We start from the raw sequence: 13,139 nt of genomic DNA, 5'->3' as shown, positions 1-13,139 counted from the left end.
GCGCCATCGCTCGTGACGATGGCACTCAATAGCGGAATTGTGGCTGGAAACGCGGCGGGCGGAAAGGCCGTCGCTACCGGACGGTGCGACGCGGGGCCGGAGATAGGCTCAGGGTGCGGCGAAGAAATACAGGTTGCCGTGCAGGCGCACCTCGCCGTGGGTGCTGTAGGTCAGCAGATCGGTCTGGCGGAACCCCGCTTGGTCGCCGCGCGCCTGGTTCGAGCTGCCGAGGGTGAAGCGGGCGTTTTCGAAGCGGGCCTCGGTCAGTTCCAGGCGCAGGGCCTGGCCGTTGAATTGTGCACCTTCGCCGGCGAAACCGCTGTCGATGGTCACGATATCCAGCTTCAGCCCCTCGAAGCTGAAGGTGCCGAGGATGTTGTCGACGACGATGAAACCGTCGCTGTGGCCCGGCTTGATCGCCACCCGGGCACCGCAACCACCGGCGCAGCGGGTCAGCGCCGGGTTGGGCGCGAAGGTCAGGTTGGCGCTGAGGCTGATGCCGTCCTGGCCGGTCACATCCTGCAGCTCACTCTCGTCGAGCGATCGTAGCTCGGCCTGCGCCAGGGCGGCACCGGCGAGCAGGAACAACGGCAACAACGCTGACATTTTCATTTCGAGACTCCTCAGCGCGGCAGGCTCACCGTGCGGACATCCAGATAATCCACGCGCATCCCGCGCACCACTTGCGAGCCCAGGTCGACGCCGCCGATGTTCAGGTTACCGATGCTGATGTTGCTCTTCGGCACCTGCTGGTAGAACGCTTCATGGTTGGCCCAGGTGACCCCGGGCAGCGACAGGCGCAGCTCACCATCGGACAGCACGCCCAGGCTGAGCGGCTGCAGGGTGCCGTGTCCCAGGTTGATGTCGAAGTAGAGGTTCTTCGCCACGGCGCGGTTGGCATCGGTGCAATTGCGGCAGCCACCGATGATCAGCTTGTCGGCGTACATCTGCAGGCTGGTCTCACCCACCAAGCCGCTGCTGTCGCCCCACAGATTGAGGTAGGCGCCGTGCAGGCTGAAGCCTTCCAGGTTGATGGAAAAGAAGTCGGTTCGGGTAGTAGTGGCGCCCTTGGTCGCACCGCTTGCGGCACCGCTATAGGCGGTCGACGGCAGGGTGAAGGTGGCTTCGATGCCGATGTCCAGCCCCTTGACCCGGGTGCCACCGTTTTGCAGCGAGGTGGCCACGATGACCAGCACGCTGCGGTTGTCCTGGGTCTTCTTGACCCGCCCGGCTGCACAACTCGGCTGCTGCTGGGAGGGGGTCCCGCAGAGGTTGGAAAACTCGTCGTAGTCGGTGGACCGCTGGTTCAGCGTGTAGCCGTCGCGCTCGACATTCCACGCCTCGGCCAGAGATTTCTGCGCCGCGGCCAGCTCGCTGACCTGCTGCTGATAGGCGTCCACCGACTGGTTGTAGGCCCGCGCCGCGCTGTTGATGCAGATGTTGCCGCAGCCGTACTTCTCGCCGAACGCCGGCTTCGGATAGAACAGGTCGGCCGTGGAAGGCGCGGCGGCATAGCGGGTCTGCATGGTGCCGTAGGCGCTCTGCACATCGCTGGTTTCCGTGGCCACCTGCGCCTGACGCTGATAGACCACCTGCATGTCCTGGTCGATGCCGCTCTTGAGGGTGAGGAAGCCGACGCTCTGGTAGCGGGCGAGCAACTGATCGCGCTGGGTCTGCAGTTTGTTCAGCTCGACATCGATGTTGTTCACCGCCTTCTGCGGGTCGGTACAGCCAGCCTCGCCGTACAGGCAGCCTTGGTAGTAGGACCAGAGGCCGTACTGATGGGTATCGTTGAGCGGATCGGTCCAGCTCGGCGTGCGCAACTGCAGCGCCTGGCCGCCCGCCGGCAGGGTCGGTGCCTTGGCGCCGCTGACCACGCCGAGGGTGAACGGATGCAGCGGCGAGCCCAGGCTGGCTTCGGTATCCAGGGCGCCGCGCTGGCTGCCTTCGCCCTTGATGTAGGCCCGTTCGAAGTCGATCGCCAACGGGTTGCCCTGGGTGTCCTTGAGGCCGGTGACCCGCGCGGTGGCACTGCCCTGGTCGTAGTAGAAGTTATCCAGAAAGAAGCCCACCCCGGCGCCGCTGATTTCGCCCAGTTCCTGGTCGTCCAGCGCCTCCATGGCCTGCCCCGTCCCCGCCAGCGCCAAGAGCGCCAACCCTGCGACCGTGGCTACACGCATCTCAGCAACCCTTGCCCTGGCCCATGCAGGTCGGTACCCGCGCGGTGCCGTTCAGGGCTTCGTAGAGCGACACGATGAACGGGTATATCGCATTCGCGCCCTCCCCGGTCTTGGCGAAGTTGGCGAAGGCACCGGACTGGGTTTCGACAAACCTGGCGTTCGCCGCGGCCAGGTCCTGCCAGGGCACGTTCTGGTTCTGCAGGGAAAAGAAGATACCCTGGGCACCGCCGAGGTTGAGGTCGGTCTGGGTGCGGTCGCCGACGAAGATGCTCTTGTAGTTGAGCAAGGCGAAGCAGGCCGGCAGGCCGGAGGCCTTGCAATCGCCGTTGTTGGCGGCGATCAGCGGCAGGATGCCTTTCAGCAGCGCGTTGTCGGTCTGGAAGGAGTCGCCCTTGGCCACGCCGATATCGGTCGCACGGTTGATCGGCTGGCCGTTGATGGTGGTTTCGCCGGTGCCGCTCTTCACCAGTTGCACCTCGCTGTAGATTTCGGTGTCGCCCGCCAGGCTCAGGGCCAGGCAGTTGAAATCGAAAGCGCAAGTCAGGCTGTTCAGGCCGTTCTGCTGCATGTAGTACTCGCGCGCCGTGGATGCCGAGCCGGTCACGAGCCCCTGCATCACCCCGGTCAGCGAGCGGATGTCACCGGACAGATCGCCCCGGGCCCGGCCGAAACCCAGGCGGATGCCAGCCACTTCGCGCACGCCTTGGGCGTTCACCTTGAAAGCGAACTCGACGTAGGGGTCGCGGATCTGGAACGGCACGATGGTGGCGTCCGACGAGTTGGCGTTGTCGATCCGCCCGAGCGCGAAGTTGTCGATCCAGATATCCGCCGGCTGGCTGGAGACGGTGTTGGCGCCCGACCGGCTGTAGTTGCCCAGACGCAGCTCATCGATGTTGGTGAGCAGGTCGATGTCGGCGCCGATATTGACCCTCGTGTACTCGAAGCCGCCGTAGGTCAGGCCATCCAGGGTGATCATCGCCTGGCCGGTGACCTCCGCCAGTTCGCTGTCGGCCATGGGCTTCAGTTCCGCCTGGGCGAAGCAACTGATGAGACCGCCGCAGAACAAGGCGAGCGCACGCTGGGCGAACGGGCGAATCGGGCGCATGGCGTATTCCTGTTGTTATTGTCGGCTCCGCCGGCGAGCGGGCCTCGTTCGCACTATAGAAAGACGGACGCCGATCCGGGCCGACCCATAGTCGAGAAATTCGCCGCGCTTCGCTCTCGGTTGCATCGGGACGCTGGGCGACCTGTTACCCATCGCCACAGCGGCGGAACACTCAGCCCTGGCGGAACAGGCCGATCAGGTGATCGGCGATGGCAGCCTTGATCGCATCCACGCTCAACGGAGCGAGATGCGCGAGCTTCGCCGGGTTGATCCGGTGCAGGTGCAGCGAGGGCATGCGGTCTTCGTATTCACGCAGGTCGCCCTTGATCAGCACCGGCAGGAAACAGTCGTTCTTCGCCTGGTAACGCTGGATCAGCAGCCTCAGGCCGTCCTGGAAGGGCAGCTCCTTGGAAGCTGCCAATGGGTGTTCGCCAGGCACCTTCAGGTACAGGCCGGTGTGTCCCATGGTTTCGCCGGGGAGAATGTGTACACCGGTGGGTTCCACTGCCTCCGCGGGAATGTCATGGAAAGTGTCGTACCAGGCCTGCTCGTCGGGCAGGATGGTGATGCTGCCGTGCTCCTCTTCCGGCACCACGAAGCTATAGGTGCTGTAGAGCTTTTCCACGTAACCGGAATAGACGCAGAGACGATTCTCGAAACGCATCAGGAAAGCGATCGCTTCGCTGCGGTTGCCGATGGCATCCAGGTCCCAGGCCAGGTCGCCTTGGCGTTCGAGTTCGGCCCAGCGGGCAGCGGCATAGGCGGCGGAGGAGGACGAAGACATGGCGTACTGTTCGTAAGGAAATCCTTACCCGATAACGCAGAAAGCATGCCAAGCCCGTGACATCGTAAGGCCAGCAGCAATACGTGAAGTGGCTCAAATTTCCCTTTTGTAGCCTGTCGAATTCTGCCAAATTTCGTCACTTTTCCCCAGTATGCACTTGGCCCGGCCTGTCGCCTCTGATCGGTTGAAGCTCAATCGCTTGGGCTGACCTGAAGTACAATCGCTGTTTTTGCAAAAACCGGCCGGACCCGCTCCGACCGAGCGCGGAGTTCTGGACAGAGACATGATCGATCCCAAGCGCGTACTGCGCGCCCTTGCCGAACACTGGACGTTGCTCGAACCGCTCTGCGAACGCTTCGATACCGGCACCCTGAGCCTGGCCGAGCTGCGCATCCAGCTCGGCGCGCAACTGGCGGACGGCACACCCACCGACATCACGGCCCTGCTCGACCAGTGGATTCGCCTGGACATCCTGGTGCCCGTGGCGAAGAGCCCGAACCGCTTCGAACTGAACGCACAGATCCACGATTTCCTCGCCTACCTGCGCCGCGAACACCGCCTGGGCCTGTGCCTGGAGATCGAAGCCTACCTGCGCCATCTGGAACGCCTCGCCGGCTACATCCAGGACGCCTTCGAGATCCGTGATGGCAACGACTTGGCGCGTCAGTTGCGCCTGCTCGACATGCGCGTGCGCGACGTTCTGAAGAAGCTGGCCAACGACGAGCAGGCGCTGATCGGTGTGGCCGAGCGGGCCAAGACCAGCGACCGGCAGATTCCCCTGCGCCAGCGTTATGCCGAAGTCCTGGCGACCTGGGACGAGTACGTCGAACCCATGATTCAACTGGTCTCCGCCGACGGCGCCTTCGAACAGGGCGTGCGCCGCGTCGAGCAGGTGCTGCTACGTTTGCTCGGCGAACAGCAGCGCCTCGGCCAACTGGTGGACGACGACCTGCTGCTGCGCACCCACGCACGCATCCTGGAAATGCAGACCACCGCCCAGCTCACCTTGCGCAAGGCCCGCGAACTGCTGCTGCCACTGCGCGAAGAGGCCCGCCGGCACAATGCCGTGACCCGTGGTGCCGCGCTGGCCCTGTCGGTGATCCGCAAGAAAGGCCTGGATGCCGTGCCGCAAGCGGCGCTGCCGCTGTTTACCCGTCCGCAGAGCACCTACCTGGGCAATGCATCGCAGGTCGAAGCCTACGTCTATGCCCTCGCCCGCTTCGAGCCGAAGCCGGCGCAGTTCCCCAAAGCCAGCGGAACCCGCAAGGGCTCGCTGCCACGGGCACCGCGCACTGCACGGGAAATGATCGAGCGCTGCGAACAGGCCCTGCCGCTGCCCGACCTGATGGTCTGGCTGCTGGAACAGGAGCCGGACGGTGCCACCGACGAACTGCTCTACTGGTTCTCCCGGCTGTCGCGCGACGGCCGCTTCCAGCGCGAACGCCTGGAGCGCCGCGATTACTTCACCCGCGAGCATCAGGTCAGCCTGAGCTCCTACGCCCTGGTAGGGCGACCCCATGAATAAGCCATGTAGAGAGCGGACGCCGTGCCGCCCCCTGCAACTCGAACTTGCGGTGGAGAACGCGTCGCGCCTTCACCCTACGATCCTGTGCGAGTGACCGCATGAACATCGATCTGATAGAAATGACCCAGCTGGCGCCGATCTTCCGCGAGCTGTTCAAGGGCTACCACCTGTCGCGCAGCGAACCGGAGTGCTACGCCCAGCTCTCCACCCTGCAGGACCAGTACCGTGCCTTGTTCAAGGCGCTCGGTTTCGAGCTGGTCTGCGATCCGCGCGGCTTCTACTACTTCGTTCCCGAACAGGTCGGCCCGCAGGTGAACAAGACCGCCCAGCGCCTGGCGCTGTTCACCTTCATCATGGTCGAGCACCTCGCCGACCAAGGCCGCGACCCGCTCGCCGTTCTCGATGGCGGTAGCATCGGCCGCCACGAGTTGCCAGCCCTGTTGGACAAATACCGCGACCTGTTCCTGCAGGCCGAAGTGACGACCCAGGAAGAGCTGGAGGAAAAGGTCATCCGCCGCCTGACCCAGCTCGGCTTTGCCGAGGACAGCAACGGCATCTACCGCTTTCTCCCACCCATGCACCGTTTCCTCGATGTCTGCCTGGCGGTCCAACACGACCGCGACCTGGCAGCCAGCCTGCACAGCAACGAGCTGGCCCTGCCGGCTCCGGTGCTGCTGGACGACGACAGCGGCGAGGAAATCGTCGCCGTCGAGGGCGATGAAGTCGAAGAGAGCGAAGAAGACGCGCTGGCCCGCGCCATTGCCGAAGAAAAGGAGCTTGAAGCATGAGTCAGGAACGCTACGGCATCCGCCGCTTCGCCCTGCTGAATACCGCCGGCTACAGCCTCGGGCTGTTCCCGCTGGAAAATCCGTTATCCGTGTATGGCGCCAACAACCTGGGCAAGAGCGCATCGATCAACGCCTTGCAGTTCCCGATCCTGGCGCGTATGTCGGACATGAGCTTCGGCAAGTACAGCCTGGAGCAATCGCGCAAGTTCTACTTCGCCTCGGACACCAGCTACATCCTCGTCGAAGTCGCCCTGCCCCACGGCCCTCATGTGATCGGCGTGGCGGGACGCGGGCCGGGTGGCGGTTTCGGCCACCAGTTCTTCGCCTACGCCGGCTCGCTGGACCTGGATCACTACCAGAAGAATGGCACCTGCCTGCGCCAGAAGGAGCTGTTCAGCAACCTCGAGCGCGAGGGGCTGAAAGCCTACGAACTCAAGCCGGATGAACTGCGCCGCCTGCTCGTGGGCGGACATACCTCGATCCCGCTGGATCTGACGCTGATCCCACTGCGCTCGACCAGCGAGCAGAGCCTGAAGACCTTCCGCGCCCTGTTCATCAACCTGCTGCATATGCGCGAGATCACCGCGGCCAAGCTCAAGCAACTGTTCCTCGATGCCTTCGAGCACAGTTTGCGCTCCGGCAGCGTCGACTACATCGCCGCCACCGAAGAAGCCTTCCGCGACGTGCGGCGAATGGAGCAGGACTACCAGGCACTGGTCGCCGCCGGCCCGCTGGTCGAAGCGCTCGCCTCCGGAGTCGCCCAGCGCGAGATGCTGCGCGGCAAGCTGCATCGCCTTTCGCCCTTGCTCGACTCGCTGCTCGGTACCTGGCACGACTACGCTGGCGCGCGGCGCGAGGAACTGGTGATCCAAGCCGAACACTACCGCCGCGAGCAGGACGGCCTGCAACAGGAGCAGCGCGGGGGCACCGCCGAGCTGATGCGCCTGGAGCGCGAAATCAGTGAAATCCAGCGCTGGCTGGGCGAACTGGCGGTGCTGAAGAACCGCTTCGCGCTGGTCGATGACGTCAAGGTCCTGGAACAGCAACTGCTCGCCGCCAAGGATGCCCACGACGAGCTGGCCGGCGCTCTGGCGCAGTCCCGCCAGTTCTCCAGCGAAGACCTGGACGAACGACTGCGCGATCTGGAAAAACGCCTGAAGTCGGTGAAGCAGCAACTCGATCACGCCGACAACAACAGCTATTCGCGTCTGCGAGAGGAGTTCTCGCAGCAGGATGTCGATCGCCTGATGCGCCTATTCAACGGCCAGTTGTTCAGCCTGCCGCTGGGCGAGAAAGGTATCCAGCTCGACGAGGGCGAAACTTGGGTGAAGTCCTTGGAAGCTATTCTGGACAGCTTCAAGGGTAATCATTTCGAAGTGCCGGGCCTGTCCATCGACCTGTCCCACATCGAACCGCCGGCACTGCAGGCCCTCGCTGACCGTGCCGCCCTACGCGACCAGCGCGACCGTCTGGAGCGCGAGCAGAAACAACTGAAGACCCAGCAGGCGGTGGCTGCCGACCGCGCGGCGAGCAAGGCCCAGGCCGAGCAGCTCTATCAAGCCGTGCTGGATGCCCAGAAGGCGCTGGAGGACTTCCGCCGCTGCCAGACGCTTTCTGCCGAAGAGGCCGGCAAGCTGGAACAACTGGCCCAGGCCGAAGCCGCTCAGGATGAGCTGAAGCGGGCCAGCGATGCCTTCACCGAGCGCGTCCAGCAGCTCTCCGCCAAGCTGCAACTGGTGGGGCGTCAACTGGCGGATCTGGAAGCCAAGGAGCGCACGCTGGAAGACGCCCTGCGCCGACGTCAGTTGCTGCCGGCGGACCTGCCCTTCGGCACGCCCTACACCGACCCGGTGGACGATTCGCTGGATAATCTGCTACCGCTGCTCAACGACTACCAAGACACTTGGCAGGCGCTACAGCGGGTCGACGGGCAGATCGAGGCACTCTATGCCCAGGTGCGCCTGAAGGGAGTCGCCAAGTTCGACAGCGAAGATGACCCGGAGCGTCGCCTGCAGTTGCTGATCAACGCCTACGCCCATCGCCAGGACGAAGCCCTCACCCTGGCCAAGGCCCGGCGTGCGGCCGTCACCGACATCGCCCGGACCCTGCGCAATATCCGCAGCGACTACGACAACCTGGAACACCAGTTGGCGCTGTTCAACCGCGAGATCAACAAGCGCCAGGTGTCCAACCTGCAGAGCTTCCGCATCATCCTGGCGCCGAACAAGGATGCGCTGCGCCACATCGACCAGATTATCCATAGCGCCGGCCAGTACGAGGAAGGCGAGACCCTGTCGGTCTTCGACCTCACCCAGTCGGTCGAACAGGATGCGAAGAACGAGGAAGCCAAGGAATACCTGGCCCGCCTGGTAGCCGCCAACAACAATCAGCTGGGTCTGAAGGATTTGTTCGAGCTGGCGTTCGAGATCACCAAAGTGCATGGCCAGCCGGTGATTCACACCGACATCGATGGCGCGGCGTCCAACGGTACGACCATGACCATCAAGGCGCTGACCAATATGTACCTGCTGCTACACCTGATGGACCGCGAGCAGGCTGGTCGGGTGCGGCTGCCCTACTATCTGGACGAGGCGGCCGACATCGATGAGCGCAACCAGCAGGCCCTGATCGAAACCAGTCTGCAGCTGGGCTTCGTGCCGATCCTGGCCTCAGTGAAGCCGCAAGTGTCGGCCCACGTCGCGATCGATCTGGAGGGCGGCAGCGGGCCGAACGGCATCTACATCGACGAAGCGGACTGGAAGTTCATCAAGCGCCGCGAGCAGGTCAGGAACGAAACGGCCGAAGCCGAAGAAAAGGCCGGCGAACCGGCCTGAGGCCTGGGCTGGAGGATTCGCTACGGCGAATCGCTCCAGCCAAGATGAGCAATGCGCCATCGGCCGAGCTGCCGGATGGCGCGAACACTTATTTATCGGCATCTACTGGCCGCTCGACTCTCCAAGCGCAATCTTCGGCGCCCACAGCAGCCATTCCTCCTTCGCCTCGCTGAACAGGGCGAAAGTCTGTCCCGGCTTGGCCGGCAGTCCCATCTGTTCGCCTTCCGGCGTAGCGAAGGCGATACCGCCCTCCAGCAATGCTTCGACGGATTCGGTGCGTACTGATGCGCCCTTGAACAGCCCGAAGTCGAAGCCGAAGCCGCTGGCGTTCCAGAAGCGGCTGCCACTGCGCACCAACGGGGTGTAACGCGGCTCGATGAGGATACGGATCAACACCCGATCCGCGTTCGGCCCCAGTTCGTAGCCCGTCACCCGCCCAACGGTCACCTCTCGGTAGGTCACCGGGACGCCCGGCTTGATCGAACCCCGACGGGGCGCACTCAGGACCAGCTCGAGCCCGCTCTCCCGAGCCGAGAGCGTCGGAGCCTGGGGCAAGGCGGTGAATCGGGTCTGCCGCGCCGCACCTCTGGCTGCCGGCATGACCTCCAGGTATTGGCCACTGACCAGGGTCTCGAGGTTGGCTGTACGAACCAGCCCCAGTTCCGGCTTTACCACCCAGAACTGCGTGCCATCCCGGGCGATACGCTCGGACGCCTCGGTTATCCGTGCCCTGAGCACCACGGCCTGCATATCCTCGGTCAGCTCGACACTATCGATCCTGCCAACGTCGAGCCCCTTGTAGCGGATCGGAGTTCCCGGCCGCAGCCCATCGCCGCTTTCCGCGCGGATCTCGATCTCGACGCCCTTCTGCAAGGCGCTGTCGCGGTCGTCATACAGCTTGAAGCGCTGGATGCGCTTGCCGGGCGGCGCTTGCGGGTCGGGTGTTTCAAAAGCGACGCCACCCGCCAACAGGCTTTGCAGCGACTCGCTCTTTACCTCGATACCTGACAGCCCCCCGCTCAAGCGAATGCCGCTGGCGTTCCAGAAGCGTGTCGAACTGTTCACCAGGCTGCTGTATTCCGGCTCGATGTGGACGCCGAGCACTACCTGCTTCTGGTCGCGGGAGAACTGAAAGCTCTGCACCGAACCGACCTTGACCTGTTTGTACAGAACCGGACTGCCGATATCCAGCGATCCCAGGTTGTCGCTGAAGAGCACCAGATGGAGTCCCGGTGCCCCCAGGTCCAAGGGTGGAGCCTTGGCTCTCGCGACGAAGTCGCGCTTCGGCAGCCCCCCTTTCTCACCGGGACGGACGGCGATGTAGTTACCCTTCACCAATGCTTCCAGGCCGGTAATCCCAGCCAGCGAAATCGATGGCTTGACCACCCAGAACTCGGTCCCATCGACGAGATAATCCTCGGCTAGCGGGTCCATGGTCAGTTCGGCCGTCGCACTGTTCAGCTCCGGATCGACCTTGAGCGTCTTCAGGGTTCCTGCCTGCAACCCCTTGTACATCACCGGCGTCCGCCCGGCCTCAAGCCCCTCGAAATCGGTCAGTTTCAGCCTGACCCGGATGCCCGCCTGGGCCGCGTCGAAGTCTTCGTAGAGACGGAACGGAATACTCGGGTCAGTCGGAGGGCTATCGCTACGATTTTCCGGCGTGGCGAACGCAATGCCTCCCGCGACGATGCTGGCCAGGGATTCGCTACGGAACTTGACCCCCGACAGCCCGGCATCGACGGTAATCCCACTAGCGTTCCAGAAGCGGGTGTGCTTGCGGACCAGATTGGCATAGGTCGGTTCAATGTAGACCTTGATCTCAACGGTGCGCTGATCGTCGGCCAGCACATAATTCTTTACCTTGCCGACCTGGATTTGCTTGTAGAACACCGGGCTGTCCCGGTTCAGCGAGCCCAGACGCTCGGCCTTTAGCGTCAGGTGGAGTCCCGGAATCTGGTCGGACAATGGCGGCGCCTCCGAGAGCGCCTTGAATTTCCTCGCTGGCTCTCCACCACCCGGACTTGCAGCGATGTAGTTGCCGGAAACCAGCGTCTCCAGACCGGTGATACCCGCCAGCGTCACGCTCGGTTTGACCAGCCAGAAGCGGGTGTCGTTACGCAGGTAGGGTTCCACCTCCTTGTTCATCTCCAGGGTTGCAACTACACCCCGGTTATCCCCCTGTTCATCCAGAGCCAATGCCACAACCTTACCGATCGGCATGCCCTTGTAGATCACTTCGGTCTTGTTGACCTGAATCCCTTCACCACTGTCGAAGAGAACCTGGATTTCGATGCCCGCCTGACTATAGGCGCGCCAAGCCAGCCACCCGCCAATAAGCAGAGCGATCAATGGCAATACCCAGATCGCCGACCAATTCGAAGCCGGCCGGGTTCTGGCAGTGGGCAAGTCAGTCATGGTCGTCATCCGATTCCGTGTTATCCCAAATCAAGCGCGGGTCAAACGTGATGGCAGCCAGCATGGTCAGCACCACCACGCTGGCGAAAGCTACGGCACCGAAACCGGCCTCGATACTGGCCAAGCTGCCGAAATTCACCAACGCCACCAAGATGGCGATGACGAAGATATCCAGCATCGACCAGCGACCGATCCATTCGATGAAACGAAACATTAGGATGCGCTGCCGGGCGGATAGCGGCTGATGGCGCTGCACCGAATAGAGCAACAGGGCGATGCCGACCAGCTTGAACGTCGGCACCAGAATACTGGCGATGAAGACCACCGCAGCGATGGGCAGCATGCCGTACTGCACCAGGGTGACCACACCGGACATGATGGTATCGGGCTCGCCCTTGCCGAACGAATTGACTGTCATGATCGGCAAAGCATTGGCCGGAATGTAGAGAATCGCGGCAGTAATCAATAACGCCCAGGTTCTTGCCAGGCTGTTGGGACGCCGAGCATGCACCCTTCCGCCACAGCGGGTACAGAACTGCGCATCGCTGTCCGGCTCCTGCCGATTCAATTGATGGCATTCCGGACAAACCAGTATGCCCGCATCAATGGCACGCATCGGTATCTTCTCCGGAAAGCGCTTCCCATATCTGATGAGGCGACATCGTCACCTCCAGCCAGACTTGGACCAATAACAAACCAATGAAACACGCCAGACCGACACCAATGCTGAGGTCGGCCAGGTCTTTGAGTTTGACCATCGCCACCAGAATACCCATCAGATAAACCTCGAGCATTCCCCATTCACGCAGGTGGTGGTAGATCCGATAGATCAACAGGCCATAGCTACGTCCGGTATCCCAACGAATACTCAGTAATACGAATAACTGGCACAGCAGCTTGAGCAACGGCACTCCCATACTGCAGAGGAAAACCAGCACCGCAATACCTTGCATGCCGCTGTTATACAGGGCGAGCACGCCGCTCCAAACCGTATCATCGGCACGCTGCCCCAATAAATTCAGTTGCATGATCGGCAGGAAGTTGGCCGGCGCATAAAGCAACAGCGCAGCGATCGCCAAGGCCAGACTTCGCCGCACAACCTGATGTCGATGGGTGAATAGCTCATAACCACAGCGTGGACACTCGGCTCTCTCGCCATCGATCAGCTTCGGCTTGCGCATGAGCAGATCGCACTCATGACAGGCAACGAGCTCCTCAAGGGATAACTCCGATATGTCGCGAGTATCGGGCGAGTCGGGCATGAATGAGGCTCTGAAAAGGTGCCGGGTATTTTAGACGAGCGGGAGCCGGGCCTGTCTATCCGTGACTCCATCCGTGACAGCAGTCGAGCGCTGTAGCAACTTCCTGTACGCGTGTTTCCAGGCGCAAAGACAAACCCCCAACCCGACTGCTCGGATTGGGGGTTTGGGATAGGTGCTTGACGATGACCTACTCTCACATGGGGAAACCCCACACTACCATCGGCGATGCGTCGTTTCACTACTGAG

Annotated in this window: 10 protein-coding genes; 3 read left to right on the top strand and 7 right to left on the bottom strand. The window is 62.7% G+C overall.

Features of this window, described 5'->3' with window-relative positions; genetic code table 11:
- Positions 1 to 108 precede the first annotated feature (108 nt).
- From BZL41_RS07915 to BZL41_RS07900, 4 genes are all read right to left on the bottom strand, one after another.
- Positions 109 to 612 (bottom strand): DUF6160 family protein, encoded by a 504-nt coding sequence (locus tag BZL41_RS07915; RefSeq protein WP_256578103.1) that lies wholly within the window; start codon positions 610 to 612, stop codon positions 109 to 111.
- Between the two features lie 11 nt (positions 613 to 623).
- Positions 624 to 2,180, bottom strand: a complete 1,557-nt coding sequence (locus BZL41_RS07910) for a hypothetical protein (RefSeq protein WP_095598782.1) — start codon at positions 2,178 to 2,180, stop codon at positions 624 to 626.
- Between the two features lies 1 nt (position 2,181).
- Positions 2,182 to 3,285: a DUF6160 family protein gene (locus BZL41_RS07905; RefSeq protein WP_095598781.1), complete on the bottom strand. Its 1,104-nt coding sequence runs from the start codon at positions 3,283 to 3,285 to the stop codon at positions 2,182 to 2,184.
- A gap of 172 nt (positions 3,286 to 3,457) precedes the next feature.
- Positions 3,458 to 4,069, bottom strand: coding sequence for a hypothetical protein (locus BZL41_RS07900; protein WP_095598780.1), 612 nt, complete (start codon positions 4,067 to 4,069; stop codon positions 3,458 to 3,460).
- Positions 4,070 to 4,352: 283 nt separating this feature from the next.
- Here BZL41_RS07900 and mksB point away from each other — a divergent pair, with 283 nt between their 5' ends.
- From mksB to mksF, 3 genes are all read left to right on the top strand, one after another.
- The gene (gene mksB, locus BZL41_RS07895; RefSeq protein ID WP_095598779.1) at positions 4,353 to 5,594 is read left to right on the top strand and encodes an Mks condensin complex protein MksB; all 1,242 of its coding nucleotides are present in this window, start codon (positions 4,353 to 4,355) and stop codon (positions 5,592 to 5,594) included.
- A gap of 98 nt (positions 5,595 to 5,692) precedes the next feature.
- On the top strand, positions 5,693 to 6,382 hold the full coding sequence (mksE, locus tag BZL41_RS07890) for an Mks condensin complex protein MksE (RefSeq protein WP_095598778.1): 690 nt from the start codon (positions 5,693 to 5,695) through the stop codon (positions 6,380 to 6,382).
- The gene (mksF, locus tag BZL41_RS07885) at positions 6,379 to 9,216 is read left to right on the top strand and encodes an Mks condensin complex protein MksF (RefSeq protein WP_095598777.1); all 2,838 of its coding nucleotides are present in this window, start codon (positions 6,379 to 6,381) and stop codon (positions 9,214 to 9,216) included. Before mksE ends, mksF begins: the two co-directional genes overlap by 4 nt.
- A 102-nt stretch (positions 9,217 to 9,318) precedes the next feature.
- On the opposite strand, the gene BZL41_RS07880 is transcribed toward mksF, so the two are convergent.
- Genes BZL41_RS07880 through BZL41_RS07870 form a run of 3 tightly spaced genes read right to left on the bottom strand, consistent with a single transcriptional unit; the run spans position 9,319 to position 12,893 of the window.
- Complete coding sequence (locus tag BZL41_RS07880; RefSeq protein WP_095598825.1) at positions 9,319 to 11,631, bottom strand: PqiB family protein; 2,313 nt, start codon at positions 11,629 to 11,631, stop codon at positions 9,319 to 9,321.
- A complete protein-coding gene (locus BZL41_RS07875; RefSeq protein WP_095598776.1) occupies positions 11,624 to 12,247 on the bottom strand; it encodes a paraquat-inducible protein A in 624 nt (207 codons plus the stop codon). The genes BZL41_RS07880 and BZL41_RS07875 overlap by 8 nt, the downstream gene beginning before the upstream one ends.
- A complete protein-coding gene (locus BZL41_RS07870; RefSeq protein ID WP_095598775.1) occupies positions 12,234 to 12,893 on the bottom strand; it encodes a paraquat-inducible protein A in 660 nt (219 codons plus the stop codon). Before BZL41_RS07870 ends, BZL41_RS07875 begins: the two co-directional genes overlap by 14 nt.
- Between the last annotated feature and the right edge of the window lie 246 nt (positions 12,894 to 13,139).

Source organism: Pseudomonas sp. PIC25, from assembly GCF_002286785.1.
Taxonomy (GTDB): Bacteria; Pseudomonadota; Gammaproteobacteria; order Pseudomonadales; family Pseudomonadaceae; genus Pseudomonas_M.
The sequence above is the reverse complement of the archived record's forward strand: the minus strand, read 5'-3'. Positions and strand labels throughout refer to the sequence as shown.

Coding starts and splice junctions, on each gene's coding strand:
- BZL41_RS07910 (WP_095598782.1), bottom strand. CDS start 2,180: ATGCGTGTAGCCACGGTCGCAGGGTTGGCGCTCTTGGCGCTGGCGGGG.
- BZL41_RS07870 (WP_095598775.1), bottom strand. CDS start 12,893: ATGCCCGACTCGCCCGATACTCGCGACATATCGGAGTTATCCCTTGAG.
- BZL41_RS07875 (WP_095598776.1), bottom strand. CDS start 12,247: ATGCGTGCCATTGATGCGGGCATACTGGTTTGTCCGGAATGCCATCAA.
- mksF (WP_095598777.1), top strand. CDS start 6,379: ATGAGTCAGGAACGCTACGGCATCCGCCGCTTCGCCCTGCTGAATACC.
- mksB (WP_095598779.1), top strand. CDS start 4,353: ATGATCGATCCCAAGCGCGTACTGCGCGCCCTTGCCGAACACTGGACG.
- BZL41_RS07880 (WP_095598825.1), bottom strand. CDS start 11,631: ATGACTGACTTGCCCACTGCCAGAACCCGGCCGGCTTCGAATTGGTCG.
- BZL41_RS07905 (WP_095598781.1), bottom strand. CDS start 3,285: ATGCGCCCGATTCGCCCGTTCGCCCAGCGTGCGCTCGCCTTGTTCTGC.
- BZL41_RS07900 (WP_095598780.1), bottom strand. CDS start 4,069: ATGTCTTCGTCCTCCTCCGCCGCCTATGCCGCTGCCCGCTGGGCCGAA.
- mksE (WP_095598778.1), top strand. CDS start 5,693: ATGAACATCGATCTGATAGAAATGACCCAGCTGGCGCCGATCTTCCGC.
- BZL41_RS07915 (WP_256578103.1), bottom strand. CDS start 612: ATGAAAATGTCAGCGTTGTTGCCGTTGTTCCTGCTCGCCGGTGCCGCC.